General features: G+C 52.9%; 27 protein-coding genes. 21 read left to right on the top strand and 6 right to left on the bottom strand.

Going from position 1 to position 26,476, the window contains the following annotated elements; all coding sequences use genetic code 11:
- The first annotated feature begins 54 nt into the window (after positions 1-54).
- Positions 55-1,017 (top strand): MBL fold metallo-hydrolase, encoded by a 963-nt coding sequence (locus GQY55_RS24370; protein WP_160044520.1) that lies wholly within the window; start codon positions 55-57, stop codon positions 1,015-1,017.
- Here the strand turns inward: GQY55_RS24370 and GQY55_RS24365 are convergent.
- Complete coding sequence (locus GQY55_RS24365; RefSeq protein ID WP_160044519.1) at positions 1,006-1,461, bottom strand: hypothetical protein; 456 nt, start codon at positions 1,459-1,461, stop codon at positions 1,006-1,008. The two genes, GQY55_RS24370 and GQY55_RS24365, sit on opposite strands and share 12 nt — an antisense overlap.
- A gap of 174 nt (positions 1,462-1,635) precedes the next feature.
- Between GQY55_RS24365 and GQY55_RS24360 the strand changes: the two genes are divergently transcribed.
- Entirely contained in the window at positions 1,636-3,261 is a 1,626-nt protein-coding gene (locus tag GQY55_RS24360) for an ABC-F family ATP-binding cassette domain-containing protein (RefSeq protein WP_160044518.1), read from the top strand.
- Between the two features lie 199 nt (positions 3,262-3,460).
- Here the strand turns inward: GQY55_RS24360 and GQY55_RS24355 are convergent, their stop codons facing one another.
- Entirely contained in the window at positions 3,461-3,646 is a 186-nt protein-coding gene (locus GQY55_RS24355) for a hypothetical protein (protein ID WP_160044517.1), read from the bottom strand.
- A gap of 179 nt (positions 3,647-3,825) precedes the next feature.
- Here GQY55_RS24355 and GQY55_RS24350 point away from each other — a divergent pair, with 179 nt between their 5' ends.
- Positions 3,826-4,737, top strand: coding sequence for a cation diffusion facilitator family transporter (locus GQY55_RS24350; protein ID WP_160044516.1), 912 nt, complete (start codon positions 3,826-3,828; stop codon positions 4,735-4,737).
- 228 nt (positions 4,738-4,965) lie between these two features.
- Here GQY55_RS24350 and GQY55_RS24345 read toward each other — a convergent pair whose 3' ends face one another.
- A complete protein-coding gene (locus GQY55_RS24345; RefSeq protein ID WP_160044515.1) occupies positions 4,966-5,358 on the bottom strand; it encodes a hypothetical protein in 393 nt (130 codons plus the stop codon).
- Positions 5,359-5,536: 178 nt separating this feature from the next.
- On the opposite strand from GQY55_RS24345, the gene GQY55_RS24340 reads away from it, so the two are divergent.
- From GQY55_RS24340 to GQY55_RS24280, 13 genes are all read left to right on the top strand, one after another.
- Positions 5,537-6,190, top strand: coding sequence for an SGNH/GDSL hydrolase family protein (locus tag GQY55_RS24340; RefSeq protein WP_160044514.1), 654 nt, complete (start codon positions 5,537-5,539; stop codon positions 6,188-6,190).
- A 185-nt stretch (positions 6,191-6,375) separates the two neighbouring features.
- Positions 6,376-6,948 carry a hypothetical protein gene (locus GQY55_RS24335; protein ID WP_160044513.1) on the top strand — a complete coding sequence of 191 codons (573 nt, stop codon included), beginning with the start codon at positions 6,376-6,378 and terminating at the stop codon, positions 6,946-6,948.
- A 389-nt stretch (positions 6,949-7,337) separates the two neighbouring features.
- Entirely contained in the window at positions 7,338-8,168 is an 831-nt protein-coding gene (locus GQY55_RS24330) for a copper amine oxidase N-terminal domain-containing protein (protein ID WP_160044512.1), read from the top strand.
- Positions 8,169-8,530: 362 nt separating this feature from the next.
- A complete protein-coding gene (locus GQY55_RS24325) occupies positions 8,531-9,037 on the top strand; it encodes a DUF948 domain-containing protein (protein WP_160044511.1) in 507 nt (168 codons plus the stop codon).
- A 131-nt stretch (positions 9,038-9,168) separates the two neighbouring features.
- A complete protein-coding gene (locus tag GQY55_RS24320) occupies positions 9,169-9,513 on the top strand; it encodes a general stress protein (RefSeq protein ID WP_160044510.1) in 345 nt (114 codons plus the stop codon).
- Positions 9,514-9,734: 221 nt separating this feature from the next.
- Positions 9,735-10,919: a fused response regulator/phosphatase gene (locus tag GQY55_RS24315; protein ID WP_160044509.1), complete on the top strand. Its 1,185-nt coding sequence runs from the start codon at positions 9,735-9,737 to the stop codon at positions 10,917-10,919.
- On the top strand, positions 10,916-14,581 hold the full coding sequence (locus tag GQY55_RS24310; protein WP_160044508.1) for a response regulator: 3,666 nt from the start codon (positions 10,916-10,918) through the stop codon (positions 14,579-14,581). The genes GQY55_RS24315 and GQY55_RS24310 overlap by 4 nt, the downstream gene beginning before the upstream one ends.
- A 53-nt stretch (positions 14,582-14,634) precedes the next feature.
- Positions 14,635-15,504, top strand: coding sequence for a CheR family methyltransferase (locus GQY55_RS24305; protein WP_160044507.1), 870 nt, complete (start codon positions 14,635-14,637; stop codon positions 15,502-15,504).
- A gap of 19 nt (positions 15,505-15,523) precedes the next feature.
- The gene (locus GQY55_RS24300; RefSeq protein WP_160044506.1) at positions 15,524-17,167 is read left to right on the top strand and encodes a response regulator; all 1,644 of its coding nucleotides are present in this window, start codon (positions 15,524-15,526) and stop codon (positions 17,165-17,167) included.
- Between the two features lie 118 nt (positions 17,168-17,285).
- A complete protein-coding gene (locus tag GQY55_RS24295) occupies positions 17,286-17,624 on the top strand; it encodes an STAS domain-containing protein (protein ID WP_160044505.1) in 339 nt (112 codons plus the stop codon).
- 19 nt (positions 17,625-17,643) lie between these two features.
- Positions 17,644-18,093 carry an anti-sigma B factor RsbW gene (rsbW, locus tag GQY55_RS24290; protein WP_160044504.1) on the top strand — a complete coding sequence of 150 codons (450 nt, stop codon included), beginning with the start codon at positions 17,644-17,646 and terminating at the stop codon, positions 18,091-18,093.
- Positions 18,090-18,860 (top strand): sigma-70 family RNA polymerase sigma factor, encoded by a 771-nt coding sequence (locus tag GQY55_RS24285; protein ID WP_160044503.1) that lies wholly within the window; start codon positions 18,090-18,092, stop codon positions 18,858-18,860. The genes rsbW and GQY55_RS24285 overlap by 4 nt, the downstream gene beginning before the upstream one ends.
- A gap of 150 nt (positions 18,861-19,010) precedes the next feature.
- The gene (locus tag GQY55_RS24280) at positions 19,011-19,988 is read left to right on the top strand and encodes a magnesium transporter CorA family protein (RefSeq protein ID WP_160044502.1); all 978 of its coding nucleotides are present in this window, start codon (positions 19,011-19,013) and stop codon (positions 19,986-19,988) included.
- A 110-nt stretch (positions 19,989-20,098) separates the two neighbouring features.
- Here GQY55_RS24280 and GQY55_RS24275 read toward each other — a convergent pair whose 3' ends face one another.
- On the bottom strand, positions 20,099-20,455 hold the full coding sequence (locus GQY55_RS24275) for a DUF5665 domain-containing protein (protein WP_373309284.1): 357 nt from the start codon (positions 20,453-20,455) through the stop codon (positions 20,099-20,101).
- Between the two features lie 88 nt (positions 20,456-20,543).
- On the bottom strand, positions 20,544-20,945 hold the full coding sequence (locus tag GQY55_RS24270; protein ID WP_160044500.1) for a YtxH domain-containing protein: 402 nt from the start codon (positions 20,943-20,945) through the stop codon (positions 20,544-20,546).
- 285 nt (positions 20,946-21,230) lie between these two features.
- On the opposite strand from GQY55_RS24270, the gene GQY55_RS24265 reads away from it, so the two are divergent.
- A complete protein-coding gene (locus GQY55_RS24265) occupies positions 21,231-22,235 on the top strand; it encodes an asparaginase (RefSeq protein WP_160044499.1) in 1,005 nt (334 codons plus the stop codon).
- A gap of 323 nt (positions 22,236-22,558) precedes the next feature.
- Positions 22,559-23,281 carry a pirin family protein gene (locus tag GQY55_RS24260; RefSeq protein WP_160044498.1) on the top strand — a complete coding sequence of 241 codons (723 nt, stop codon included), beginning with the start codon at positions 22,559-22,561 and terminating at the stop codon, positions 23,279-23,281.
- A gap of 105 nt (positions 23,282-23,386) precedes the next feature.
- Here GQY55_RS24260 and GQY55_RS24255 read toward each other — a convergent pair whose 3' ends face one another.
- Positions 23,387-23,611 carry a DUF1128 domain-containing protein gene (locus GQY55_RS24255; RefSeq protein WP_160044497.1) on the bottom strand — a complete coding sequence of 75 codons (225 nt, stop codon included), beginning with the start codon at positions 23,609-23,611 and terminating at the stop codon, positions 23,387-23,389.
- A 244-nt stretch (positions 23,612-23,855) separates the two neighbouring features.
- Between GQY55_RS24255 and yyaC the strand changes: the two genes are divergently transcribed.
- From yyaC to GQY55_RS24240, 3 genes are all read left to right on the top strand, one after another.
- The gene (gene yyaC / locus GQY55_RS24250; protein ID WP_236575833.1) at positions 23,856-24,437 is read left to right on the top strand and encodes a spore protease YyaC; all 582 of its coding nucleotides are present in this window, start codon (positions 23,856-23,858) and stop codon (positions 24,435-24,437) included.
- Positions 24,438-24,528: 91 nt separating this feature from the next.
- The gene (locus GQY55_RS24245) at positions 24,529-25,332 is read left to right on the top strand and encodes an alpha/beta fold hydrolase (RefSeq protein WP_160044608.1); all 804 of its coding nucleotides are present in this window, start codon (positions 24,529-24,531) and stop codon (positions 25,330-25,332) included.
- Between the two features lie 460 nt (positions 25,333-25,792).
- Entirely contained in the window at positions 25,793-26,470 is a 678-nt protein-coding gene (locus tag GQY55_RS24240) for a DUF6483 family protein (protein WP_160044496.1), read from the top strand.
- The last annotated feature ends 6 nt before the right edge of the window (positions 26,471-26,476 follow it).

Genomic DNA, 26,476 nt, shown 5'->3' with positions numbered 1-26,476 from the left:
GTTGTTCAGGGTAAAATGGTAGAGACGGCCTGGAAGAGAAGGAGGAAGATCATTTTGCCCAAAATTCGCTACAACAATATGAACGATGTCAGCACGGACCATTCCGTGGGGGAATTCAGGCAGTGGCGCAAGGAACGCAGGGGAAAGAAAAAGGACCTTTCCTTCCGGGTGCCGAACGTGCCTCCCGACATCGAATATCTTCATGCAAACCGCCGGGATGCGACGATCACGTGGATCGGGCATTCGACGTTTTTCATACAATACGAAGGCTTAAACCTGGTGACCGACCCGGTCTGGGCCAAACGGATGGGGCTGGACCCCCGGCTCGGAGAGCCGGGAATCGCGATCGGCGACATGCCCCCGGTCGACGTTGTGCTGATCTCGCATTCCCATTATGACCATCTGCACCTGGCCTCCATACGAAAGCTGTACAGGGAGGAAACGACCGTTATCGTGCCCGCCGGACTGCGCGCAAAAATGGTCGGCAAAGGCTTTTCCAACAGCATTGAGCTGAACTGGTGGGAGGAGGCGGTCATCGGCGGCGCGAAAATCACGTTCGTGCCCGCTCAGCACTGGACGCGGCGGACCCCGTTCGATACGAATACCTCCCATTGGGGAGGGTATGTGCTGGAACCGGCCGGGCAGGCGCAGTTTCGGGATGGCGAGGAGCCGGCCCTTTATTTTGCCGGGGACAGCGGATATTTTCCCGGTTTTAAGGAGATCGGAAGCCGCTTCGACATCGACGTGGCGATGATTCCGATCGGGGCGTACGAGCCGGAATGGCTCATGGCGACGCAGCATGTCAATCCGGAGCAGGCGCTGCAGGCGTTTTTGGACGTGCGGGCGGACAAGATGATCCCGATGCATTACGGGACGTTCCGGCTTGCCGACGATACGCCCCGGGAGGCGCTGGACCGGATGGAGGCGGAACGGGTACGGCTGGGCATGAAGGCGGAGCGCATTCAGGTACTGAAACATGGGGAGACTTTGCGAGTGAATAAGTCTTCATTTACATAAACGAAAGTTATTACTTAAAACAGCTGGTCCCAGTGTGCCTGTTTTGGAGTCGGAAAGACGAACTTCTATTTTGCTATCCTCCAATTGCGCGGTTATATCATCAATCCTGCCTGCCCACGTCGGACTGTCCGCTTCAGGCGTCGGATAAAGTTTGAATCTCCAGCTAATCTTATTGGCGATAAAGGCAAAACCTTCATAAGTATCGTAGTTTCCATAATGTCCAGGTTTCAGCAAGTGGATGGCGTGAATGCTTATGCTGGTCCGAGGAAAACTTGGCGTCAATTTCACTTTGTATACCAGAGCAGCTCCCTTTTCATTTATGCTACCGCTAACCGGCTCCAAAACGAGGCTGCATGGCATAACAGGTGCCGCAGCAGCTTGTGGATTCGTAGGATCAACCAAGATAAAATACAGGCTGATCAGAAACGAAATGATAAGCTTCATATAATCCTCCACAATTGTATTTCGCTTATCTTTCCCTTTTCTTACTAAGGTTATGAATGGAATAGTTTAAGGGGGTCTGTATGCGGCATAACTTCTGCGCGGATACGTCGATAAGACCCTTTTTTTATGCTATAATGTGCTGAAGCCAATTATTGAAAGGGATGGTAATGCTTAATGATCAGTACAAGCGGCGTGACACTCCGTTACGGAAAGCGCGCACTTTTTGAAGATGTAAATATAAAGTTTACCGCGGGCAACTGCTATGGTCTGATCGGTGCCAACGGCGCCGGTAAATCGACCTTCCTCAAAATTCTGTCCGGCGAAATCGAACCCAACACAGGCGAAGTTCATATGACGCCGGGCGAACGGATGGCCGTCCTGAAGCAGAACCACTTTGAATATGACGAATATCCGGTTCTCGAAACCGTTATTATGGGACACAGCCGTCTATATGACATTATGAAAGAAAAGGATGCTTTGTACGCCAAAGCGGATTTCTCTGAAGAAGACGGTCTCCGCGCAGGGGAGCTTGAAGGCGAATTTGCCGAACTGAACGGCTGGGACGCCGAACCTGACGCGGCTGCACTCCTGATCGGCCTTGGCATTCCGCGCGAGCTGCATGACAAGAAGATGGAAGAGCTGAGCGGCAACGAGAAGGTCCGCGTGCTCCTCGCCCAGGCGCTGTTCGGCCGTCCGAACAACCTGCTGCTGGACGAACCTACGAACCACTTGGACTTGGAATCGATTCAGTGGCTTGAGAACTTCCTGATGGATTACGAAGGCACCGTTATCGTCGTATCCCACGACCGTCACTTCCTGAACAAGGTATGTACGCACATCGCGGATATCGACTTCGGCAAAATCCAGCTGTATGTCGGCAACTACGACTTCTGGTATGAGTCGAGTCAGCTGGCGCTGCAATTGCAGCGCGAATCGAACAAAAAGAAGGAAGAGAAGATCAAGGAGCTGCAGGCGTTTATTCAGCGGTTCTCCGCGAATGCTTCCAAGTCCAAGCAGGCGACTTCCCGGAAGAAGCAGCTGGATAAAATCACGCTGGACGACATCCGTCCGTCTAACCGCAAATACCCGTTCATCAACTTCAAACCGGAACGCGAAGCCGGCAAGCAGCTGCTGACGATCGACCGCCTGAACAAAACGGTGGAAGGCGAGAAGGTGCTGGACGATCTGAGCTTTGTCGTGAACAAAGGCGACAAGATCGCGTTCGTCGGTCCGAACGGGCTGCCGAAATCGATGCTGTTTGAAGTGTTGATGGGACGCACGGAGCCGGATTCCGGCGAATTTTCTTGGGGCGTGACGACTTCCCAGGCGTATTTCCCGAAAGACAACTCCGAATATTTCGACGGGGTCGATCTGAACCTGGTCGAATGGCTGCGCCAATATTCCAAAGACCAGGACGAGACCTTCCTGCGCGGATTCCTGGGCCGGATGCTGTTCTCCGGGGAAGAAGCGCTGAAGAAGGCGAGCGTGCTTTCCGGGGGCGAAAAAGTGCGCTGTATGCTGGCCAAAATGATGCTCAACGGCGCCAACGTCCTGCTGCTTGACGAGCCGACGAACCACTTGGATCTCGAGTCGATCACGGCGCTCAACAACGGGCTCATCGATTTCGACGGAACGATCCTGTTCACGTCGCATGACCATCAGTTCATTCAGACGATCGCCAACCGGATTATCGAAATTACGCCGACAGGCATCATCGATAAGGTCATGACTTACGACGAGTATCTCGAAAGCGAAGAAATTAAGGCGCTGCGCGAAAAAATGTACCCGGACGGCCTGTAAGCCGCCCGGCATCGATATAAAACCCAAAAAGCTGCTTTCCCATCGGAAGGTCCCCGTCATTGAAACAAGGGGCGTTTCCCGATGAAGGGAAGCAGCTTTTTTTTGGTGAATCGGGTCCCCGCAAAACATTCGAAAAAGAAACGGAGATCAGGCTCCGCATGGCGGGGACAATGGCGCCGGTTGCCCGCTCTTGCGGCACTTAGGAGCCTCCGGTGCGGCGGCGCTGGTTGTTCGGCTTTTTGTTGTTTTGGCTTTTCATCGCCTGCGGGGAATTTCCTTGAAATCCGCCGGGCTTAAAGGATTGATTCTGCTGTTTTTTCTGCTCCAGCTTTGCGCGTATCGCGTCAGCCAGATTGACCTTCTTCTGATCTTTGTTTTCGGACATGGGCGGCCCTCCCTTTGGGTTATCGTCCTAATTCTATCCGTTTTTGCGGCTCCCCACAAGAGATGTAGAAGATAAAACCTCTTGACCCGCGGCAATTATGTTTCTCTAGACCCACACGGCTCTTCTTTGCTAGGATAAAAAAGGACTTTTTGAACCCTCTGTAAAAGGTGGATCAGACTTTGGTGAATATCTATGACGATATACGAAAAGGAGAGCGGGGAGCCTGGGTAAGCATCGCGGCTTATCTGCTTTTGTCCTCCTTTAAGCTGATTAGCGGTTATTTGTTTGCGTCCAGCGCGCTGCTGGCCGACGGTTTTAACAACGTAACGGATATCGTGGCTTCGCTCGCCGTGCTGATCGGTCTGCGGATTTCACGGAAACCGCCGGATTCCGATCACGCCTATGGACACTTCCGGGCCGAAACGGTCGCTGCGCTGATCGCATCGTTCATCATGGCGACGGTGGGGATTCAAGTGCTGGTGGATGCGGTTCGTTCCTTGTTCGCGGGCAAGGAGTCGCAGCCTGATTTATGGGCGGCCGGCGTGGCCGCGGTCTGTGCGGTGTGCATGTACGGCGTGTACCTGTATAACCGGAGATTGGCGAGGCAGATCAACAACCAGGCGCTGATGGCCGCGGCGAAGGACAATTTATCGGATGCCCTCGTTAGCATCGGGGCTGCGGTTGGCATTATCGGAGCGCAGTTCGGCCTGCCGTGGCTTGACGTCGTTGCTGCGATGGCGGTCGGCCTGTTGATCTGCAAAACCGCCTGGGATATTTTCCGGGATTCGACCTACCGGTTGACCGACGGCTTCGACCAGGCGGAGCTCAAGGACCTGCGCGGCGCCATCAGCCGTACGCCGGGCGTGGAGGGGATCAAGGACGTCAAAGCGAGGGTTCACGGCAATCACGTGCTGGTGGATGTCGTGATCGAGGTTGATCCCCATTTGAGCATTATTGAAGGCCATCGGATCAGCGACGAAATCGAAGATCGGCTGACGGATATGCATAACATAATGAACGTCCATGTCCACGTCGAGCCGAAGGATCTGGACGTTCTGGAGCCTGGGCGGCATCCTAGGGGGAAAAAATAGGGGAACTTCGGGTGTTCGGGTGCTGTATGCGTACACAGCTGGCGTTGCCCTAATGGATTTCGTCAGCTCGAGGAAACTTCGCTTCCTGTATGAGGGCAGCGTCATCCAATTAATTATGGCATCACGGAATAAACTAGCCGCATCATCAAAAAAAAAGGACCGGGGGATAACGATAATCCCTCGGTCTTTTTTTGGCGGTGCTTGTATTTTTGCTATTATGTATCAGGGTTACACCACCGCAGGAACATGTACCCAGGCCTTGCCGAGCCAAGTATAAATTTCGATCCACTCGCCGTCGCCGTTTACGTCGGAAACATGGTTTCCGGTGCTGAATACGACCTGAGGGGAAAGGAAGTTCATAATTTTGCCGTTAGGGCTCTCACAAAACGGAGTGATGGCCGAAATCACGATCGGTTCGTTGTTTTCCTTCGCAAGGCTGCCCTGCTGGATCAGCGGTTCGTCAAACAGTTTCGTCGGCTCAACGATCGTTGTCGAAGTGCCGGTCACGGGAGCTGCCGCTGCTTCGGTCTCGGCCGCCGGACGGTCCTCATCGGCAAACGCGGCGGTCGCCATGGATGCCATCAGGCCAAAAGCTGCTGCAAACGTAATCATTTTTTTCATCTGTCATTCCTCCATTCATCTGTTTATTGGCTTCCCTACCATTTGAAATAACCCTCATCTGGCAGTTTGAACCAATAAAACTTGACGTTTTATCTATTAAAAGCGTCAAGAGTTCAGGTATATTAATTTATAGTACTCATGCAAAAAAATCAACCAGGAAAGCGGTGGAACAAGTCCAATGATATCGAAGGAAAACGCGGTGATTTTATTCCAAGGGGACTCGATCACGGATGCAAACCGGGACAGGGGGCTCTACCAGAAGCATTTTATCGGGCAAAGCTATGTGTATTTGATTGCGGCGAAGCTGGCCAACGAACATGCGGAAAAACAGCCGGTATTCGTCAACCGGGGCATCAGCGGCAACCGGGTATCGGACCTTTATGCGCGCTGGAACGAGGACGCATTCAGCCTGAAGCCGGACGTGATCAGCATTTTGATCGGCGTCAACGATGCATGGCGGACGATGTCGGAGGAGCCGAGCGGCGTGACGGACCGTTTTGAAAGGGCATACAGACATCTGCTGGAAGAAACGAAGGAGGTGCTGCCCCATACCCGCCTGATCCTGTGCGAGCCGTTTGTTCTCAAGGGAGGCGCGACGGAGGCGAAATGGGAGGAGTGGCAAAAGCTTGTCGGCAAATACCAAGGGATCGTCCGCCAATTGTCGGAGGAATACGGAACGGTTTTTGTGCCGCTGCAGGATGCCTTTGACGAAGCCGTGAAAAGGGCCGAGCCGGAATATTGGCTTTACGACGGCGTGCATCCGACCCCGGCGGGTCACGACTTGATCGCCCGGCGCTGGCTTGAGGTGGTCGGCAGGGAAGGATTGGTGTGAGTTATGGAGTGAGGGCCTATACATTCAAAACGGTTTTTTTCCAAAGGAAGAAGACCGTTTTTTTTGATTGCAGCGCCTGATGTCGCATCATTCGGAGCAGGATTCGAGTTTCATAGGCGATTTCAGTATAATGGGAGAATAGAAGGGCGGGAGAGAACCGCCCGGGACTGGAAAGGAGACGGAACATGAAAGTACTGTTTCGGACGATCGTTACGCTGCTTTTGCTTGCCGTCATCGCGTGCGGCCTCGTCATCTGGTATATTTCTCCCGATCAGAAGCTGGATTTGAGCTACCGGGACATTGACGTCAAAGCCAAAGCCGTCCAAATGCTGAAAACGCGCAAGCCGGAAATCACGCTCAGCGGCAGCGAACTGAACGAGTTGGCCAAAAAGGAACTGCTGAAGCATTTGGGGGATATTCCACGGCAAATCACCGTCACCGGGGCTGAATTCCATTTCAGCGGCCAAGAAGTGACGGCGGATATTAACGGCAAATACGAGGATTTGATTCCGTTCGGCGCCAAGCTGAAATTTTACATGCAGGCTAACGGCAGCACGCTCGAGCTGCAACATGAATCCACGCAGATCAAAGCGATTAAGATTCCCGCTTCCCAGTTGAATCTCGGAACGATTACGGTACAGCTAAAGGATCATCTGCCGGATATGCTGACCGTGGACCATATCGAGTTTCTGCCGGACGGGGCCAAGGTGACCTTCAAGCTGGATTGGCTGTCTTTGCCGTCGCTGCTGCTTAAATAACAACGATTATACGGATAAATCAAGAGCCGGGCGTCGAAAACGACGTTTGGCTTTTTTTGGGGGCAGGAAAAAAGAAAGATGGTACTACAATTGCACAAACGATGGTTTGGAATGTGGAGCAATGTTCAAGGAGGAACAACCACCGAAAGTGAAGTGCTTATGAGTGCTTCGACAACTGCAAGTAGCTGTGGATGTTAAACTTTAAATATCCTAGTTGATGGGTATCTTGGGCGCAGGATACTGTTAAGGTAAAGACAGGCACGTTACCTTAAATCAAAAAAATGTTGCGCCTAGGTATCATCCAGGTACAACATTTTTCCTGAACAAACCGTTTAAAGAATAACCCGAAATGGAGAGGTTGATTTTTTTAATAGTAAGGGAGGCAAGTTATGAAAAAAAAGATGTGTTCTTTGCTCGTCATAAGCTCATTTCTTTTGTCAGCAACATTTGCTGCAGCTGGATCTTTAGATGAGAATCATATTAAACTTAAAGTTAATGGAGCGTATCTTATTTATTCGAAGGGTGAATTGCCTTTTGTAGATAAAAATAATAGAACATTGATACCTTTACGTGTGATCGCCGACTTCATAAACGGTAAAACTACATGGGATTCAAAAGCGAAGTCTGTTCAAATTGAAGCGAAAGATTTCAAGCTTAAAGCAGTACTCAACGAAAAAGGAGCTACCATAAACGGAAAGAAGATCGCATCAGACACCTCGCTAACACTTAAGAATGGAACGACATTAGTACCCGCAAAATGGATCGCCGAGGGGCTCGGTGCTTCCCTCAAATGGGATGAAAAAAACAAAATTATATCCTTGGATGACAACCGCTTTTTCCAAGCAGGCCCACTGGAGAGAATGAACAATGAAGAGCACAAAGAGTCATCCATGGACACGCAAATCGTTCCTCAGTCGATTGGTTATCAAACGGTTGAGGGAGAAGAACAGCTAAAGATTACATTGAAGAACCTTTCCACCAGCACATACACTTCCCAGCAAATTCAAGATCATCTCTTGGTTTACATTGATCCAAATCATTTTATCGAAGAAGGTACCAATGGAAACACGAATAGTGACCGTTCGGGCCTAAGATTAATTGATGAAATTAAACCCAATAAAACTTACGCCTACACGCTTCCTGTGGGGAGACTGGATCAGAAACAACTGCAAACGGATGTGCCTCAATACGCTTTTGTTCGTTATTTTATTTATAGGTAATGTGAAAACTGGCTATCCCTGCAAGTAAGTTTGCTTACTTGTGTGATGGTGCGGATTATGGAAAATTAATTAAAATGATAAATGGCGGTGCTCAGGATGGTAATCCGGCGGCGCCGTTTTATTTTTTCGATCTCCGCTAAAGGGTGATCGTTGTTTTTCTTGGAGAATGGATAAATCAGTATTTTTCGAAGATCGGGGCTGTTGTTTCGGGCCTCACCCGACAGGGTAACTAACGCATATCAGCAAAAAAACGGCCACGTGAAGAGCCGGATCAGCGCTTGTTGTCATCGGGCGGCCGCGGCCTTCCGCCGATGCTGCCCAGGGACAACGGTGCAATCTACTGAGGAAAGCGAGGTTTTGCTATGCTCGTCGGAGTGAGTGTCGCCGTCATCGCCGCCGCGTTCGCCGTGCTGGTCATCTATTTGATCAAAACGCTGCTGGCCGCGAAGGCATCGCTTGAAAAAACGACGCAAACGCTGCAGGAGATTCAGCAAACCATTGACGAACTGGGGTATGAAGTCAAACAAGTCGTCAGGCAGGCAAGCGACATTACCCGGGACGTTCGGCACAAAATGGAGCAAATCGATCCCGTGATGGACTCGGTAAAACATTTGGGCGAGGCGCTCAGCGAAATCACGCTTGCCGCGAAGCAAGCTTCAGCCGCCGTGATTCACAAAATCAAGCGGAAAAGCGAAAGTGTTCCCGCCAGACGGCAGTCCCCTTTGCTTGCCCCGGCCAATTCAGAGGAGCGCATGATTGAATCTTACGCTTCCACTTACGGGAGAAAAGGGAAACAAAAAAAGGAGCCGGGCTGGATGAAATGGGGAGATCTCGCCTTTTCCGTCTGGCAGAAATTCCGCCATGAATGAAACGCCGTTTCGCACGAAAGGAAAAATCATCCGGGCTTGATCGGCCTTTTCATCATTTCATGTTTCACCATCGCACGAACCGGTTAATAGAAACATGAGCGGACGACAAAACGCTAAGGAGAGTGAATAACATGAATTCGTCAACCCATGCAAGATCGTATGCAAAAGTCGTGGAAAACGGCGTACAGGCCGTGGAGGAAGTCAATCGTCTTCGCAGCAGCGGTTACCTGAGCGAAAACATTTTCGTTTTGGCCCATGACGACGACCGGACGGAACGGATAGCCGATACGGCGAATGCGAGCGAGATCGGCATTAAGGAAGAAGGCATGTTTGATGCTCTTGCCAATTTGTTCCGTCTCAAGGGCGACGAGCTTCGCGCCAAAATCACATCGCTTGGCTTTACGGAAGCGGAAGCCCAGTTCTACGAGAAGGAGCTGGACTTCGGGAAGGTTTTGGTCATTGCCAAACCTGCTTAAAGGCGTGGATGCCGCTTCGGATTTGGAATTCGGAATCCAGAATATAGATAAGGAATGGGACCTTTCGCCCCATTCCTTATCTGTGTTTTTGGAGCTGGGGCTTCAAAATGGAAAATGTTGAGCAATACGGCTCTCGGCCGAAAAGTTCTCTATTCGATTATGTTAGTATGGAAACAAGAGAATTCATAATACACTAAACCCATCGGCTCAAGGAGAGTGTTATGAGAATATTAATCGTTGACGATAATCCGACAAATATCATTATTATCCGGGAAATTTTGAAAAAAGAGAATTACCGGGACACCGCTTCGGCCTCCTCGGCCCAAGGGATGTTCGAAGCGTTGGGAATTGAAGGAAGCGGGGAAGAAGATAGCGCCCTGCAGTCCCATGGTAAAAAGGTCAATATCGATTTGATTTTGCTTGACATGATGATGCCCGAAATCGACGGCATTGAGGCATGCCGGATCATCCAGCGCCACGAGCATCTCAAGGATATTCCCATCATCATGGTGACGGCGGTGGGCGACTCCAAAAAGCTGGCCGAGGCGCTGGACGCCGGAGCCGTCGACTATGTCACGAAACCGATCAACAAAGTGGAGCTCATGGCCAGAATCCGGCTGGCATTGCGGCTGAAAAAGGAAAACGACTGGCATAAGGAGCGCGATCAGCGCATCCAGGACGAGCTGCGGCTGGCGGCGCTTGTGCAGAATGCGGTGCTGAGCCCGCCGATTGAAGACAGCGCCTTCGAAGTGCATGCGATTTACCAGCCTTCCGCCGAGCTTGCCGGGGATTTGTACGCCTGGTATCCGCTTAACGGAGGGCGGTACGGCGTCATTTTGCTGGACATGATGGGCCATGGCATATCCTCTTCGCTGTTTACGATGTTTATCGCATCGGTTTTGAAGGATACGGTCACGACCTACGTCGAGCCCGAAAAAGTGATTCAGGAGCTGAACCGCAGATTTAACCAGCTCCATATCGAAAACCAGCTTGTCCAATATTATTTTACGGCGATCTACCTGGTCGTGGATACGGTGGTGAAGCGGATCGATTACGTAAATGCAGGGCATCCGCCGGCGCTGTTTTTTTCGGACGGAGGGGAGGTCGTTCAACTCGACAAGGCATGCTGTCCGGTCGGCCTGTTCGAGAAAATGGACATCGAGCCGCAGACGATCCATTACGAAGGCGATGGGCACATCGCGCTGTATACCGACGGGCTGCTTGAGGTCGTGCAAGGGGAGCATGAGGAAAAAGTCGACTTTCTGATCAGCCGCTTGAGTCATTCCCACCGGTGGGACGAGAAGCGAATGTTCGATGCTTTTTTTGAAGACCGGGGCACGCAGGAGCGGGAAGACGACAAATGCCTCGTCTGGATATCGTTAAAAGAGGGGGAAGGCGCGGAATGAAGCTGAAAACCAAGCTGATCATCGGCTTCTGCGTGTTGATGGTTCTTATGATCGTCATGACGATGATCGGCTATAACCGTTTAAGCGACATGAACCGGCAGCTGGATGAAATTTACAAGGAGAGATATTTGAAAGTCAGGTATTCCAGCAGCATGCGGAGCGAAGTGAACAACATTTCGCGGCTGCTCGTCAATGTAATGCTGAATAAGGACGATTCCCTGGAGGAGACCGAAAGCCAGATCAAGGATATGGTCGCCCGCGGGAATCAGAATTTGGAAAACCTTATCGCAAACACCAGCTCCGAAGAAGAGAGACGGATGCTGACCCGCGTGCAAAGCGCATGGAAAGGATTCCAACAATACGAACAGAAACAAATGGCGCTCGTGTCGCAAGGGCGATGGGAGGATGCCAACACGTACCGCAATACAAGCGGGCTCGCTTTGCAGGCGGAGGCGCTGGAGAGCGTAAACGAGCTTGCCTCCTTCCAGGACATGCAGGTCGACAGCAACATGAACGAAGCGAAAGCCAATTACGAGAGCTCCATCCAAATGACCGTCGCTTTGATGGCGCTTGGCCTGCTGCTGGGCGTGGCCGTGATCCTTTGGGTCATTCCGAGCATTACCAAAGGGCTGCATGTGGTGTCCATGATGATCGAGAGCTTCGGCAAAGGCCGCATCCGAACGATCCGCCGCATCAAGGTGACGTCCAAGGATGAAATCGGGCAGGTGGCCCGGGTATTCAAGGAAATGGCGGAGGACCTTGAGGAAAAGCAGCAGATTGAGCTCAGCTACCTGCAGGCCCAGAAGGACCTGAATTGGCTGAATTCCAACGTGAGACGCATTACGGAGCTGCTAAAGGGCATGAGTTCCAGACAGCAGGTCTCCCAGGCGTTTATTAGCGAATTTACACCGATCCTGGGAGGGATCTACGGGGCCATTTATATCCATGACGAGGACAAGGAGCCGGACAAGCTTGTTCTGAACGGCACCTACGCCCATGAAGGCGATCTGGCCACGAAACCAAGCGTAGCAATCGGGGAAGGGCTTATCGGGCAAAGCGGGCTGGATCGCAAGCCGATCATGACGACGGTGCCGGAAAACTATTTGGCGGTGACGTCCGCGCTTGGCGAGAGCACCCCGGCACATCTGATGATTCAGCCGATCCTGTTCGAGGATGAGCTGCTGGGAGCCATCGAAGTGGCGTCGTTCGAGCCGTTTTCCGAGCTGCAGCAAAAGTTGCTCGCTCAGCTTGCCGACAGTTTGGGCATCGTGATCAACAACATCAACGGAAGGCTGCGGGTGGAAGAGCTGCTGCGCGAGTCGCAGGCGCTCACCGAAGAGCTGCAGTGCCAATCCGAAGAGCTTCAAACGCAGCAGGAAGAACTGAGAAGAACGAACGAAAATTTGGAGGAGCAGACCGAAGCGCTCAAAAAATCCGAGGATCTGCTGCAGCGGCAGCAGGAGGAGCTGGAGCACTTCAACACCGAGCTGATCGCCAAGACACGGGCGCTCGAAGAGCAAATGCAGCGGCTTGAAGAAAAAAACATCGAAGTCGAAGACGCCAGGGCCAAGCTGGAGCGGCAGGCGATGCAGCTGGCGGTGACGAGCAAGTACAAATCGGAGTTTTTGGCGAACATGTCGCATGAGCTGCGGACGCCGCTGAACAGCCTGCTGATTTTGTCGCAGCTGCTGGCCGAGAACAAGGAAGGCAATTTGAGCGCCAAGCAGACGGAATATGCGCGCACGATATATACGTCCGGCGCGGATCTCTTGAAGATGATCGACGAAATTTTGGATCTTTCCAAAGTGGATGCCGGGAAGATGGAAATCAACCGGGAACCGGTGCCGGTGCAGGAATGGAAAAGCTTTGTGCATCAAAACTTCATGCCGGTCGCGTCCAAAAAGCAGGTGGCGCTTAAGCTCAACGTGGATCAAGACCTGCCGGAATCGATCGTGACGGACGGCTACCGGGTGAAGCAAATCATCCGCAACCTGATGTCCAACGCGTTCAAATTCACGAACCGCGGCTCCGTCACCTTCAGCGTTCAGCGGGCCGAAGCGCGGGAACTGCCGTCCTACCTGGATGGGCGGAACAGCTACATCGCTTTGTCCGTGGAGGACACGGGCATCGGCATTCCCAAGGATAAGACGGAGCTTATCTTTGAAGCGTTCCAGCAGGTGGACGGGACGACCAGCCGCAAGTACGGCGGAACGGGCCTCGGGCTTTCGATCAGCCGCGAGCTGGCCCGGCTTCTCGGCGGCGGCATCGAGGTCGAATCCGCCGAAGGCGTGGGCAGTCGCTTCACCTTGTACCTGCCTGTCATGTTTGACATGGCTGCATTCCAGTCGGCGCGCCGCGAAGCGGCGGCCGCAAGCGAGCCGCTGCTTGCCGAGGAAGCGGACAAGGCTGCCGGGACACCTCGTCAAGATGAAGCGGATGTTCAGGCTTTGACGGCGATCAAGGACGACCGGGACCGGATCGGGGAGAACGACAAGGTTCTGCTCATTATCGAAGACGATCCGAAGTTTGCCGACATCCTGCTCGAAATGGCCCGGGGCCGGGGATTCAAGGGGATCGTCGCCATGCAGGGCGACGTCGGGTTGCAGATGGCGGAATCGTATTTGCCGGATGCCATCATCCTCGATATCCAGCTGCCGGTGATGGACGGCTGGTCCATTCTCGGCGAGCTGAAAAGCAAATCGGCGACGCGGCATATCCCGGTCCATATCGTATCGGTCGTGGATGAAGTGAAGCAGGGGCTGAAGATGGGCGCGATCGCCTATCTGAAAAAGCCGTCCTCCAAAGAGGCGCTGGAAAAGGCGTTTTCGCACATCGAATCGTATACCGAAGGATCGGTCAAACATTTGCTGATCGTGGAGGATGACGAAACACAGCGCAGCTCGATCATCGAGCTGATCGACCATGACGACGTCGTTATTACGGCGGTTTCCACGGGCAAAGAGGCGCTGAGGGAGCTGCGGAACAAGCATTACGACAGCATGGTGCTGGATTTGATGCTCAGCGACATGACCGGCTTCGAGCTGCTGGATCAAATTCAGCAGGACGAGGAGCTGGAGGACCTGCCGATCATCATTTACACCGGCAAGGATTTGGACAGCAAGGAAGAAATGAGGCTCCGCAAATACGCCGAATCCATCATTATCAAGGACGTGAAATCGCCCGAGCGGCTGCTGGATGAAACGACGCTGTTCCTGCACCGGGTGGAAGCGAACTTGCCGGAAGACAAGCGCAAAATTTTACAAAGGCTGCACAACAAGGAAGTACTGTTCGAAGGCAAAAAGATTTTGCTGGTCGATGACGATATCCGGAACGTGTTCGCATTGTCCAGCGTGCTGGAGAGCTACGACATGGACGTGACCTTCGCGGAAAACGGCCGGGAGGCGCTCGAAATATTGAACAGCGGCCGGCATTTCGACTTGGTGCTCATGGACATGATGATGCCCGAAATGGACGGCTACGAAGCGATGCGCCAGATCCGCCGGCAGCCGGAATTCCAGAAGCTGCCGATCATCGCTTTGACGGCCAAAGCCATGAAGGAGGACCGCTCGAAATGTATCGAAGCCGGAGCCTCGGACTACGTCAAAAAACCGATCCAAACCGAACAGCTGCTTTCACTTATGCGGGTCTGGCTGTATTCGTAACCCGGGGATTCGGGTAATGGGAAGTGTGATACGAAATACCGGGAGGAACATGAATGGATATTTGCATTTCGGATGATTTTGAGGAGCAATTGACGGCAGGAGGGAACCGGGAGCGCGAGGACATCGAGCTTGAGCTGCTGCTGGAAGGGATTCACCGGCTATACGGCTACGATTTCCGCAATTACGCGCTGCCGTCCCTCCGGCGGCGGATCTGGCATTTTATCCATTCGGAAAACGTGAAGAGCATTTCCGCCCTTCAGGAAAAAGTGCTGCATGACCGCGCGTGTTTCGAGCGGATGGTCCAGACGCTTTCAATTCCGGTGACCGAGATGTTCAGGGACCCGAACGTTTTCAAGACCTTCCGCGAAAACATCGTGCCGATGCTGCGCACCTATCCGTACATCCGGATATGGCACGCGGGTTGTTCGACGGGCGAAGAGGTTTATTCCATGGCGATTTTGCTGCATGAGGAAGGACTGTACGAAAAATCGAGAATATACGCGACGGACATGAACGACCGCTCGCTTGCGGTCGCCAGGCAGGGGATATTCGGCATCGAAAAAATGAAGCAGTACACAAAAAATTACATCGAGGCCGGAGGCACCCGTTCGTTTTCGGAATATTACACGGCGAAATACAATTCGGTCATCTTTAAGCCGTTTTTGCAGAAAAACATCATTTTCGCCGAGCATAACCTGGCGACGGACCGTTCCTTTAACGAATTTAACGTCATTTTTTGCCGGAATGTCATGATCTATTTCAACGACACGCTCCGGAATCGGGTACACGGGCTGTTCCATGAAAGCTTAAGCCGTTTCGGCATTTTGGTCCTCGGCTCGAAAGAGTCGATGCAGTTTACGGAATACGGCGAGTACTACGAGCCGCTGGATCGTGTGGAGAAAATATACCGGAAAATGAAATAGGCTAATTGGGGGAAGTTCTATGGGGGTTCAAGAACCGATTCATATACTGCTCGTGGACGACCATCCGGAAAATTTGCTGGCCCTGGAGGCCGTGCTGGACAGCGAACGCTACAACCTCGTCAAGGCGACGTCCGGAGAAGAAGCGCTGCGCTGCCTGCTTAAGGATGAATTCGCCGTCATTGTGCTTGATGTGCAAATGCCGGGACTGGACGGGATCGAAACGGCGAAGCTGATCAAAAAAAGGGACAAAACGAAGGACATCCCGATCATTTTCGTTTCGGCGAACAGCAAGGAAGTGGAGCATTTGTTTGCGGGGTATTCCGCCGGCGCCATCGACTATATGGTTAAGCCGTTTATCCCCCAAATTTTGAAGACCAAAATCGAAGGGTTCGTCGAAATGTACTTGACGGGCAAAAAGCATAAAACCCAGTCGATGCTGCTGCAGCAAAAAACCCAGGAGCTGGAGAAAATCAACCAGGAGCTGGTGAAGGCCAAAGAGGCGGCGGAAATCGCCGCCAAAGCGAAAACCGAGTTTCTGGCCATGATGAGCCATGAAATCCGCACGCCGATGAACGGCGTGATCGGCATGGTCGACCTGTTGATGGAAACCGACCTCAAGGAAGAGCAAAAGGAATACGCGGAAATTATTCGCCACAGCGCCGACGCGCTCGTGACGGTGATCAACGACATCCTGGATTTCACCAAAATGGAGTCCGGCAAAATGGAGCTGGAGGAGCATCCTTTTGATCTCGGCGTCTGCATTCAGGAGGTGTTCAGCTTGTTTTCCGTCGAGGCCGGCAAAAAAAACCTGGAGCTCGTTTATTTCCTTGACGAACGGATTCCATCGGCGGTCTACGGCGATATGGCAAGGCTGCGTCAAGTGCTCATCAATTTGATCGCCAACGCGGTGAAGTTTACCCATGAAGGCGGCGTCTACCTGATGGTTTCTTTGAAGGAGCAGGCGGCCGGCGCCCTGGACATTGAATTTGCCGTAAAAGATACGGGCATCGGCATTGCGGAGGATAAAATCGACCGTCTCTTTAAGCCGTTTTCCCAGCTGGATTCGTCCATGACGCGCAAATACGGCGGAACCGGCCTCGGCTTGGCGATTTGCAAATCGCTTGTCGAGATGATGGGCGGCGACATCCGGGTCGAGCCGCCCGAAGATCAAGGAGCAACGTTTATTTTCAACATCATCGTAAAAGAAACGGAGCATGACGAATGCTTGGGCGGGCGCTTCGACGAGCTTTGCCTTCAGGTAAACCGGGACCGGAACGCGCCGCCGGACGTTCTGGTCGTCGACGATCACCCGGTGAACCAGAAGCTGATGGTCAGCATGCTGGGCAAATTCGGGCTGAAGGCCGACGTCGCCGAGGACGGGAAGCAGGCCGTCGACAAAATGCAGAAGAGTCCGGGTTATCAATACATTTTTATGGACCTGCAAATGCCGGTGATGGACGGTCTGGAAGCCACGAAGCTTATTCGGGAGCGGCAGAAGCCTGTAAACCGGAGGCCGGTGATTGTCGCGATGACGGCCAACGTGATGGAGGGGACCTGCGACCGCTGCCTGAAAGCGGGGATGGATGATTACATCAGTAAACCGGTGCGGATGAGCAAGCTCAAGGAAGTGCTGAACCGTTTTCCGCTTTCTTTGCCATTATGAGCCGAAGATGATTCAAGCGGGCACGTTCAGGTTATTTGTAAATATCAGATCGTATGGAACTAAGATGAAGATGCGCCTGATATGACGAAATGAAATCAATTTTCGGGAGAGAATGTCTATGAATACAAATAAAAACGAAAAATTCAACGTAACGACAGAAAAAAGTGGAAATTCTTGCACCGTATATTTAAGCGGAGAACTGGATTTGTCGGTTGCCCCCGATTTCAGGCTTGTCATGGAGCCGCTGGTCTCGGATGCCGGTATCGATTTGATCATCAACATGAAGGATTTGAAATATATTGACAGCACCGGGATCGGGATTTTGCTTTCCATTCTGAAGGCGAGACACGGAATGCAGGCCCGCTTCCAGGTGGAGCAGATTCCAGCCCAAATCCAGAAGCTGTTTGATATGACGGGTATCGCCAAGTTTTTTGCCCCCACTGAGAATTCCCAATAGGAAAGGATCGAAGAATAGAATGAATGCTGAAGTGCAAAGAGTCGTGATCAGTCTGCCGGCCAAAGCGGAGTATGTGGATATTGTCAGACTGAATTTGTATGGGATCGCCTCGAAAATGGGTTTTTCGTATGAAGATATCGAAGATATGAAGGTAGCGGTATCGGAAGCGTGCAACAATTCGGTGCTTTATGCTTACGATAAGCAGGACGGCATCGTCGAGGTTGCGTTCGAGTTGTTTGAGGACATGTTGTCCATTACGGTACGGGACGAAGGGGAGAGCTTTGAACGGACTGCTTCGAACGGCAGCGTTACGCTTCACGACAAGGAACTGCTGGACGTAGAAATCGGCGGGCTTGGTTTCTACCTGATGGAAGCGCTCATGGATGAAGTCAGCATCGAAAACGCCGCCGGGCGCGGAACCAAGGTCGTGATGTCCAAACGTCTGATGAGAAGCGAGGAAAAGGTATGAACGATAAAGTGACTCCCCCTGAGTCCATGAGCGAGGCCGTAGGTTTGATTTGGCAGTACCAGCAGACCAAAGACAACGAAATCGCTACCGTTCTAATCCAAAAATATGAACCTATGGTGAAAATCGCAGCGGGCAAAATCGCCCGGAACCGGCCCGATTTGTACGAGGATTTGTACCAGGTCGGCCAAATGTCCCTGATCCGCCTTCTGCAGCAGTATGACATTGAGCTTGGGGTTCCGTTTGAGCCTTACGCCATGAAAAGCATGATCGGCCACATGAAAAATTTCCTTCGCGATAAGTCCTGGTACATCCAGGTGCCGCGGCGAATCAAGGAAAAAGGCGCGCTTGTCCAGCACGCCATCGACGAGCTGACGGTGAAGCTTGAACGTTCGCCGAACGTGGAAGAGATTGCGGAGTATCTGGATCTTTCGGTGGAGGAAACCGTGGAGGTGCTTGCCGGACGGGAATGTTACCATTACGTATCCCTCGATTCCCCGCTTTCCCAGGAAGAAACGGGGGCGACGCTCGGGGAACTGATCAGCTCCGAGGCGAACGATTACGATACGGTTGAAAAACGGATGGATTTGCAGCAGGCTCTAAGCCAATTGAAGGAGCAGGAGCAGCGGGTGCTGCTGATGGCTTTCCAGGACGGGGAATCCCAGCGCTCGATCGCCCAGAAGCTGGGCGTTTCACAGATGAGCGTCTCGCGCATTCAGAAGCGGGCAACCGAAAAATTAAAAGAAATCATGTCGAATTCATCGCTATGACGGACAAGCCTGTTTTTGCTTGCGCTCATGACGGGTATTTTTAGATAGGGCACGCAGCATCTTTCTCCGCGGAGAAAATGGCGTGTCCTTTTACATATTCGAAAGGCGGATGCCTTCCAACATGCCGGACCGACGAAAGGAGAAAGGCCTATGAACAATGCTTCCAACGCGGTGCAGCACCGCTTGCTGAATTTTGCGGGGGGGTGGCGGTGGTATGATTTGGTTTCGGGGGAATCCTCCGCAAACGCGCTTCGAAAGCTGCGCTTGGAATCCGACGTCATCGACGAGTGGCTGCGCGTCATTCCGGAAGTCAGCGAAAACTATATTTCCGTACGCTTTCCCGATGGCGTAAACGCCGTTATTTTCGGTACCCTCCCATACTCCGTTAACAGTGAAGTCACCAGCGTCAGCCCGGTGGACAGGCTTCATTTTTTCGTACAGGAGAACATGCTCGTCACGATCAACATGGATCCGAATACGCGGGAAATGATGGAGGACAAAGAAAGAAGCGCAATGCTGCAGCAATGCCAAACGGCCGTGGACGGCATGTTCGTGCTGGCCCGGACGCTGCTGCATTATTTCCACCAGGGACTGGACCGCTTCGAGGTGAACCTGCGCAGCATCGAGCGGGCCATGGAGCTGGACAATCAGCGCCATTTGATGGACAAAATTTTGAACTCCCGGTTTGAGCTTTTGTTTTGGAGCAATTTGTTCACGCCATTCGACGAGTTCATCGCTGCAGCCAGGGAGGGGTATTTGGAGAGGCTGGAGAAAAGCAGGCAGTTTTTGCGGCTGATCCATCGCATGGAGCGGATGACCCGGGCCTTCCGGCATTACGAGGACGAAATCGACACCTTGATTTCCATCGATGAGGCCGTGTCCGCGTTCCGCGGCAATGAAATCATGAAGACGCTCACGATCGTGACCTCCATATTTACGCCGGCTACCGTCGTCGGTGCGATCTGGGGCATGAACTTCGACAACCTTCCGGCGATCAAAACGCCTTGGGGCTTCATCAGCGTCATGTTTGCCACGTTTTTATTTACGCTGGGCATGTACTGGTGGATGCACAGAAAAGGCTGGACCGGGGATCTGCTGCGGGTCAAGGGAAGGAAGTCGAAAATATGACGGCGACGCGATTCGCGCAGAAGCGGTTCGTCATAGACTATAAAGAGCGGTCCCGGGAGAAATGCGGGTACCGCTCTTGCTCATATAAAAACGGTGATCGGCTGCCCGACTCACCGTTTATACTCGTTGATATAGTGCTGCAGGTTGGCGATATACTCGCCGATGACGGGCATTTTGACGAAGAGGCTCAAAATGTACCCGAGAATTCCCAAAATGACAAACGTGCCGAGGGAGAGACCGAGGCCGCGGGCGATCCCCGAGGTGAAATTGGTGATGATTCTTTTTTTCGGGTTCGTGTAATTTTCGAGAACATCCTTGATTTCCGCTTTTTCGAGGGAATCGGCGATTTGATCGAGACGCCTGTTCAGCCTTTTGACCTCATGCCTCAGTTCGAACGGGTGCTCGTCGACGTCGACGCGATACGCGCTTGGTTTGCTCATGCTCATCCCTGCTTTCTTTCGGCGCATGGGCGCCTTCAATGTCGCCTTGGGCGCAGAAAAAGCCAGCCGGTTCAGCTGGCTTAGGGGTGAATCGTTTATCCGGCGGCAGGCGGAACTATTCCATCGATTCGCGGAGCTGTTTGGAGGCGTCTTCCGAAGCCGATTTGACTTTATCGGAGGCGCTTTTGGCGTCGTCGGCCAGATCGGCGGAAGCCTGCTTCACGCTTTCCATGATGCTGTTTTTGCCTTCGTTGACCGTTTTGGCGAGGTCCGTCGCTTTGGAGGAAACCGTTTTGGCGACGTCGGACGCCTTTTCTCCCCATGCCGAGGCCAGCTCTTTCGACTTGTCCGTCATGCTGCTGATCGTCCCGGACAAATCGCCCCGGAGCTCCCGCCCGGACTTCGGGGCAAACAGCAGCGCCGCAGCCGCCCCGAGCAAACCGCCGATCAGCGCCCCTTTGAGGAACGTGGAGGTACCGCCGCTTTGAACTTGGCAATCCGTTTCCGTTTTATTCATCGAGACCACTCCTTGTTTCAAATTTCATCCCGGCACCCGTCTGCGGCAAATCGCCGATAATATGGCGAGACGGCTGACGCAAATGCCGGAAGACTCGAATTCAGAACGACATGTTATTCGGGTTTGTCCTTGCTTATTTCGTATTTAAACGGTCTCATGGCGGCTGAAACAAAAATCATGAAATATGGAGCCGGAGAAAATAATGTACAATAACGCGGCGATCTTCAAACTCTTTGAAATTAGTTGTATGATGGATAAGCGATTAGCTAAAGGAGAGATGGTCTGATGGAACCGGTACTGGTCAAGGAATACCGCGCGGGCATTATGGAATGCTCGCATCATGGACATATATGCATCGTAAACGGGCGGGGAGAAACCGAGGCGTTCGCGGGTGATCCCGATTTCGTCACTTTTACGCGCTCGGCCGCGAAGCCGCTTCAGGCGATCGCGCCGATCCGCGGCGGCATTGCATCCCATTACGGGTTGAACGAGAAGGAAATCGCGATCATGACGGCTTCGCATATGGCACAGCATGATCATGTCGAGGTGCTGGAGAGCATCATGAAAAAAACCGGTTTGACGGAATCGGAGCTCGTCTGCGCGCCAAGCCTTCCGTTGAACGAAGAGAGCAAGGAAGTCGTGCTGCGCGGGCATGGCGGCAAGCGCCGTTTATACCATAACTGCTCGGGCAAACATCTCGGGGTGCTCGCGTACTGCAAAATGAAAGGATACCCGCTGGAAGGATATGCGGATCCGGGGCATCCGGTGCAAAAAGAAATCACTGAAACCGTATCGGCGATGTGCGGCATTGCCCCGGAGCGGATCAGTCTGGGTACCGACGGCTGCGGTTTTCCCGTTTTCGCTTTGCCGCTTTCGGCGATGGCTTCGGCATACGTGAAGCTCGCCTGCCCGGATCTTATTCAGGATGAAGGCATCCGGGAAGCGGTAACGACCATCACCCGGGCGATGAACCTTCACCCCGAGATGGTGGGAGGCAGCGGCCGCGTCGATTCCCTTGTTTTGCAGGACGCCAATTTCGTCGCCAAAGGCGGGTTTAAAGGAGTGTACTGCTTCGGCCTCAAAAAAGAACGGCTTGGCATCGCTTTTAAGGTATTGGACGGATCGGAGGAGGAATGGGGCTGGATCGTGGAGTCCATTCTGGAACAAATCGGTTACGGGAATGAGGCGCTCATCCGGAGGTTAAAAGAGTCTTTTACGCATGACATTTTTAATGACGAAGGCAAAAAGGTAGGGCACGCCGAAACGGTGTTCCGCCTGCAATCCGTATAAACGATCGACAAGCAAGTCCCGCGGACTTCCGGTTCGCGAAATGCTTGGAAGCTGCCTATAAATCACATATCTTGTGCAGCGAAATCCCTTCCGGAGGCCGGAAGGGATTTTTTTGAAAAGATCCGAAAGGTGGTTCTTCGATGCGAAAGCCTCTTATCCCGGAAAAAAATGTCCGCAAAAACGCGGTCCGTCATCTTTGGAAAGAAGATACGTCGATCGGCGTTTTTAATGTTCAAAGTGATTGAGCCGCAAAAGTTGGGGGTAAAAACTACATAATCAAGAGCAACCTTAACTGGACACACATTCATGGAGGTGGATGTAAAATGATTAAAGTAGTCACTTCAGCGGAACGTCATACGTCGGAGAAGGAGTGGATCCACAGCGAATTCAGCTTTTCTTTCGCCGATTACGATGATCCGAGCAACTCGCATTTCGGCTGCCTGCTGGCGCATAACGACAACCGGCTAAGTCCGTTGCAAGGCTTTAAGAAACATCCTCATCATGATTTGGAAATCGTCAGCTACGTCCTATCCGGGACGCTCCAACATAACGATAGCCTGGGCAACACGAAACGCCTTCCGGCAGGCTCGGTCCAGGTGATGAGTGCCGGTACGGGCATTGACCATTCGGAGACAAACCCGTCCGAAGACGAGCCTGTCAGGTTTATGCAGATGTGGTTTTTGCCTTCCGGGCCGGGGCACAGGCCGTCGTGGACTTCCCGGGTCCTTTCCAGGGAGGAGCGGCTGAACAAGCTTACGCCGGCGGTAACCGGAAGGGAGGGAGGGCAAGAAGGGCTTCCGATCCATTCGGACATTGCGCTTTATATTCCGATTTTGGAGACGGGCAAAGAAATCGTGTTCGACCAGCAAGAGGAAAGAAGGACGTATTTGTTCCTCATTTCCGGCCATTTGGAAATCGGCTGCAACGACGGCACCTTCCAGCTCGAACCGGGGGATGCGGCCCGGATCCGCAACAACTGCGACCTTCATATCAAAGGGACGAGCAGCGACGGGGATGCGGAATTCGTGCTTGTCGATATTCCCTAAACGCCAGCCGGCTTGCAGAAAAGCCCCCTGCGGTGTTCCTTCGCACGCATGCGGACCAAGGAACATCAGGGGGCTTTCATATCCGTAAAATAGGCGGATTCATTACTATCTGCTGCGCAAGCGGCCAAGCTCCGAAACCAAAGCTTCCACTTCTGAAATGCTGAGGTTCGATTTGTTCATCACAAGCTCGTAGACATCGCGGATATCCTCGTATTGATCCACCGAAAAGGCGGTGGAGCTCATGGCGGCGCCGCTGGCCATTCTCAGCTTGGTTTTGATCTGTTCGATCATGTATTCGATATTTTCAGCCGTTTTTTGCGATAAATCCATGGGGAGGATCATCCTTTCCAGGTTCTTTTTTTACGCTGCGAGAGTGTACGACTTCCTTAGTCTCTGCCAAAAAATGTTTGAACAGGTTGCGAAGCCAAGGCCCGATTTGCTTAGGGACTAGCCGGGCTGTAACCATTGTAGCACGTCTGAGTGTCCGATACAGGAAAATGATTTTTCTTGCCGGCCGATTTGCAGTAAAATCGAAAGGAAACTGTCGATCAAGCTGCAAGGGAGGCATTTTGCCTTGTTGAATCAAGACTTTCGCTCTGGCCGGGCCAAGGGCGGAAACAGCAAAAAAACGGATGCCGACGGGCTACGCTCCTTTTTTGCGGATATCCGCGGCCGGCATGAACCCGGCGACGTAACCTTTTTGTGCATCGGCACGGACCGTTCCACCGGCGATGCGCTCGGCCCGCTGACGGGAAGCGCGCTTTCCGCTTATGGCTTTCCCCATGTCGTAGGGACGATGCTTGCTCCATGCGACGCTTTCAGCCTGGAAGCCCTTTTGGCGGACATTCCCGCAAGCCGTGTCGTGGTCGCCATCGATGCCTGCCTGGGTCAGCCGCAATCGGTCGGAAGCTTTCTGGTTTCGGACGAGCCGCTGTTGCCCGCGCGGTCGGTAGGACAAGCGCTTCCTGCCGTCGGCCATTACAGCGTGGCCGCCGTCGTGAATGCGCTTGGTCCCAAACCTTACGCGACGCTGCAGACGACATCGCTGCATCATGTGATGACGATGGCCGGCCAAATCGCCTCGGCCGCGGCGGAAGCATTCGGAATGATCGCGGATGCGGGCACAAACCGGTCAAGGGGTTGGCCATTGATTTAAATCTATGGGCGTGCCGCCCGGAATATGGCTGCATAAGCGGACCGGAACAAAAAAGTGTTTTGCCAAATCCTCACGAAAGAAGGGTTTTATGATGGATAAAGTAGTTTGCGACGGATATACGCTTTGTTATACCGATCAAGGAGAAGGAGAGCCGGTGGTTCTTCTTCACGGTTTCTGCGGAAGCTCCGGCTACTGGGAGCAGCTGGTCCCGCTTTTGTCCGGCAGCTACCGCTGCATCGCGCCCGACCTGCGCGGGCACGGCTCGTCCGACGCCCCGCTGGGCAAGTATTCGATCGAGCAAATGGCGGATGATGTCCTGAAACTTCTGGATGAGCTGAACCTGCCGAAAGCAACGATGCTGGGCCATTCCATGGGCGGGTACATCACGCTTTCGTTTGCGCAGCGATACGCCGCCCGGTTAAACGGCTTTGGCCTCATTCATTCAACGGGATACGCGGATGACGAAGCGGGCAAGGAAAAACGGCTGAAGGCGGTGAGCACCATCCAATCGGAAGGGGTTACCGCTTTCATCGACGGCCTGATTCCGGGCTTGTTTGCGCCGGACACGGCGAAGTCCCGGCCGGAGCTGATCGAAAAAGCGAAGGAAATCGGCTACTTGACGCCGCCGCAAGGCGCCGCGGGCGCGGCTTTGGCCATGCGCGAGCGGCCGGACCGCCGGGACGTCATTTCCGCTTCGGCGCTGCCGGTGCTGCTGGTGGCCGGCGAAAACGATCGGGTGGCGCCACCGGAAAAAGTATTTTCCGCAGACCGTCCGAACATAACAAAAGCGACGATTCAAGGCGCAGGCCATATGAGCATGATGGAAGCGCCGGAGGAACTGGCTCGGGTCATTCTTCGTTTCTTGGAGCAGACCGCTTCGAACCGGGACCTTTAATGCGCTGAAAACTTCACCCCGTTACAGCTTCACGCGATGAACAATAAAGCCGGACCCCTTCTCATTCAAGGGGAGCCGGCTTTTTGCCGATGTTTTTGCGCCCATGAGCCGGTCTTAACCCTTCATAAGCCGGCAGGCGGTAGTGAAGCGACTATACGATGGGCTGCGGTGTCGAGTTCGTTCAGTGTTCGCGACGAAACTCGTGTGTAGGCAAAAGGGGGAAATGCCGTCCCGCTTCGGACCGGATTTTTCCCCTCCGGCTTCATCCGCATCCGATTTCGCTAACGGTCCGCTGGCTTTGGCATTCCGAATATCATACAATCATTAAAAAGAATGTTCCTTATCAGGGCAGCGCCGGCTATCTTTTCGGGAAATATGACCCGGCACGGACAGGCAGCAATAGGAAATTTCGCCGAGCGCCTAGAATCGAATTTATTTTTGGAAAGGGTTGAGGGGCATCATGTTCAGGAAAGACTATTTGCTGCAGATCGTGGAAGACATGGTTGAAATGGTCGGCAAAGTATTCGGGCTCAAACAGCAGAAAAAATATACCGAGGCTTTATGGGAAATCGACGATCTGCTGAGCAAAAACTTCCGTCTGAATTCGAAGCTTTTGAATTCCCTGTCCGTTGAGGATATCATAGAGATGTTTCGCTTGGGCGGCGGCATCGAAGCCGATAAACTGCAAACCGTAGCCAGGCTTCTTCAGGAAGAAGGCGGCGTTTACATGGATATGGATCGGCAGGATGAAGGGCTGACCCGCCTGATGAAATCGCTGCACCTGTATCTCTATGCCGATCTTCACGGGGCGGACCATACGATGCTGAAGCTGCCGGAACGCGTGGCCGAGCTGAAGGAACAGGTTAAAGGCTACAGGCTTCCGGCCAAAACGGACAGGCTGCTGTTCGGCTATGAAGAGAAGCAGGGACGTTACGCCGAAGCGGAGAACGCGTTGTACCGGCTGCTTGGTCAACAGGAGCTGACCGAAGAGGAAGGCCATGCCTTCTATCAAAGACTTTTGAAACGAAGCGACGAGGAGCTTGAAGCAGGCGGACTTCCCCGGGAAGAGGTGCGGGAAGGCGCGGAAGAACTGCGGCGGACGATCGAAAAGCTTCATTTTGAAAATACGGGAAAGTGAGATGTA

The organism is Paenibacillus sp. USDA918EY (assembly GCF_009870825.1).
In the GTDB taxonomy this organism is placed as follows: domain Bacteria; phylum Bacillota; class Bacilli; order Paenibacillales; family Paenibacillaceae; genus Paenibacillus_AQ; species Paenibacillus_AQ albilobatus.
Note: the sequence above shows the minus strand (reverse complement) of the source record. Positions and strands in the feature narration are given on the sequence as shown.

Coding starts and splice junctions, on each gene's coding strand:
- GQY55_RS24365 (WP_160044519.1), bottom strand. CDS start 1,461: ATGAAGCTTATCATTTCGTTTCTGATCAGCCTGTATTTTATCTTGGTT.
- GQY55_RS24360 (WP_160044518.1), top strand. CDS start 1,636: ATGATCAGTACAAGCGGCGTGACACTCCGTTACGGAAAGCGCGCACTT.
- GQY55_RS24355 (WP_160044517.1), bottom strand. CDS start 3,646: ATGTCCGAAAACAAAGATCAGAAGAAGGTCAATCTGGCTGACGCGATA.
- GQY55_RS24345 (WP_160044515.1), bottom strand. CDS start 5,358: ATGAAAAAAATGATTACGTTTGCAGCAGCTTTTGGCCTGATGGCATCC.
- GQY55_RS24340 (WP_160044514.1), top strand. CDS start 5,537: ATGATATCGAAGGAAAACGCGGTGATTTTATTCCAAGGGGACTCGATC.
- GQY55_RS24335 (WP_160044513.1), top strand. CDS start 6,376: ATGAAAGTACTGTTTCGGACGATCGTTACGCTGCTTTTGCTTGCCGTC.
- GQY55_RS24330 (WP_160044512.1), top strand. CDS start 7,338: ATGAAAAAAAAGATGTGTTCTTTGCTCGTCATAAGCTCATTTCTTTTG.
- GQY55_RS24325 (WP_160044511.1), top strand. CDS start 8,531: ATGCTCGTCGGAGTGAGTGTCGCCGTCATCGCCGCCGCGTTCGCCGTG.
- GQY55_RS24320 (WP_160044510.1), top strand. CDS start 9,169: ATGAATTCGTCAACCCATGCAAGATCGTATGCAAAAGTCGTGGAAAAC.
- GQY55_RS24315 (WP_160044509.1), top strand. CDS start 9,735: ATGAGAATATTAATCGTTGACGATAATCCGACAAATATCATTATTATC.
- GQY55_RS24310 (WP_160044508.1), top strand. CDS start 10,916: ATGAAGCTGAAAACCAAGCTGATCATCGGCTTCTGCGTGTTGATGGTT.
- GQY55_RS24305 (WP_160044507.1), top strand. CDS start 14,635: ATGGATATTTGCATTTCGGATGATTTTGAGGAGCAATTGACGGCAGGA.
- GQY55_RS24300 (WP_160044506.1), top strand. CDS start 15,524: ATGGGGGTTCAAGAACCGATTCATATACTGCTCGTGGACGACCATCCG.
- GQY55_RS24295 (WP_160044505.1), top strand. CDS start 17,286: ATGAATACAAATAAAAACGAAAAATTCAACGTAACGACAGAAAAAAGT.
- rsbW (WP_160044504.1), top strand. CDS start 17,644: ATGAATGCTGAAGTGCAAAGAGTCGTGATCAGTCTGCCGGCCAAAGCG.
- GQY55_RS24285 (WP_160044503.1), top strand. CDS start 18,090: ATGAACGATAAAGTGACTCCCCCTGAGTCCATGAGCGAGGCCGTAGGT.
- GQY55_RS24280 (WP_160044502.1), top strand. CDS start 19,011: ATGAACAATGCTTCCAACGCGGTGCAGCACCGCTTGCTGAATTTTGCG.
- GQY55_RS24275 (WP_373309284.1), bottom strand. CDS start 20,455: ATGCGCCGAAAGAAAGCAGGGATGAGCATGAGCAAACCAAGCGCGTAT.
- GQY55_RS24270 (WP_160044500.1), bottom strand. CDS start 20,945: ATGAATAAAACGGAAACGGATTGCCAAGTTCAAAGCGGCGGTACCTCC.
- GQY55_RS24265 (WP_160044499.1), top strand. CDS start 21,231: ATGGAACCGGTACTGGTCAAGGAATACCGCGCGGGCATTATGGAATGC.
- GQY55_RS24260 (WP_160044498.1), top strand. CDS start 22,559: ATGATTAAAGTAGTCACTTCAGCGGAACGTCATACGTCGGAGAAGGAG.
- GQY55_RS24255 (WP_160044497.1), bottom strand. CDS start 23,611: ATGGATTTATCGCAAAAAACGGCTGAAAATATCGAATACATGATCGAA.
- GQY55_RS24245 (WP_160044608.1), top strand. CDS start 24,529: ATGGATAAAGTAGTTTGCGACGGATATACGCTTTGTTATACCGATCAA.
- GQY55_RS24240 (WP_160044496.1), top strand. CDS start 25,793: ATGTTCAGGAAAGACTATTTGCTGCAGATCGTGGAAGACATGGTTGAA.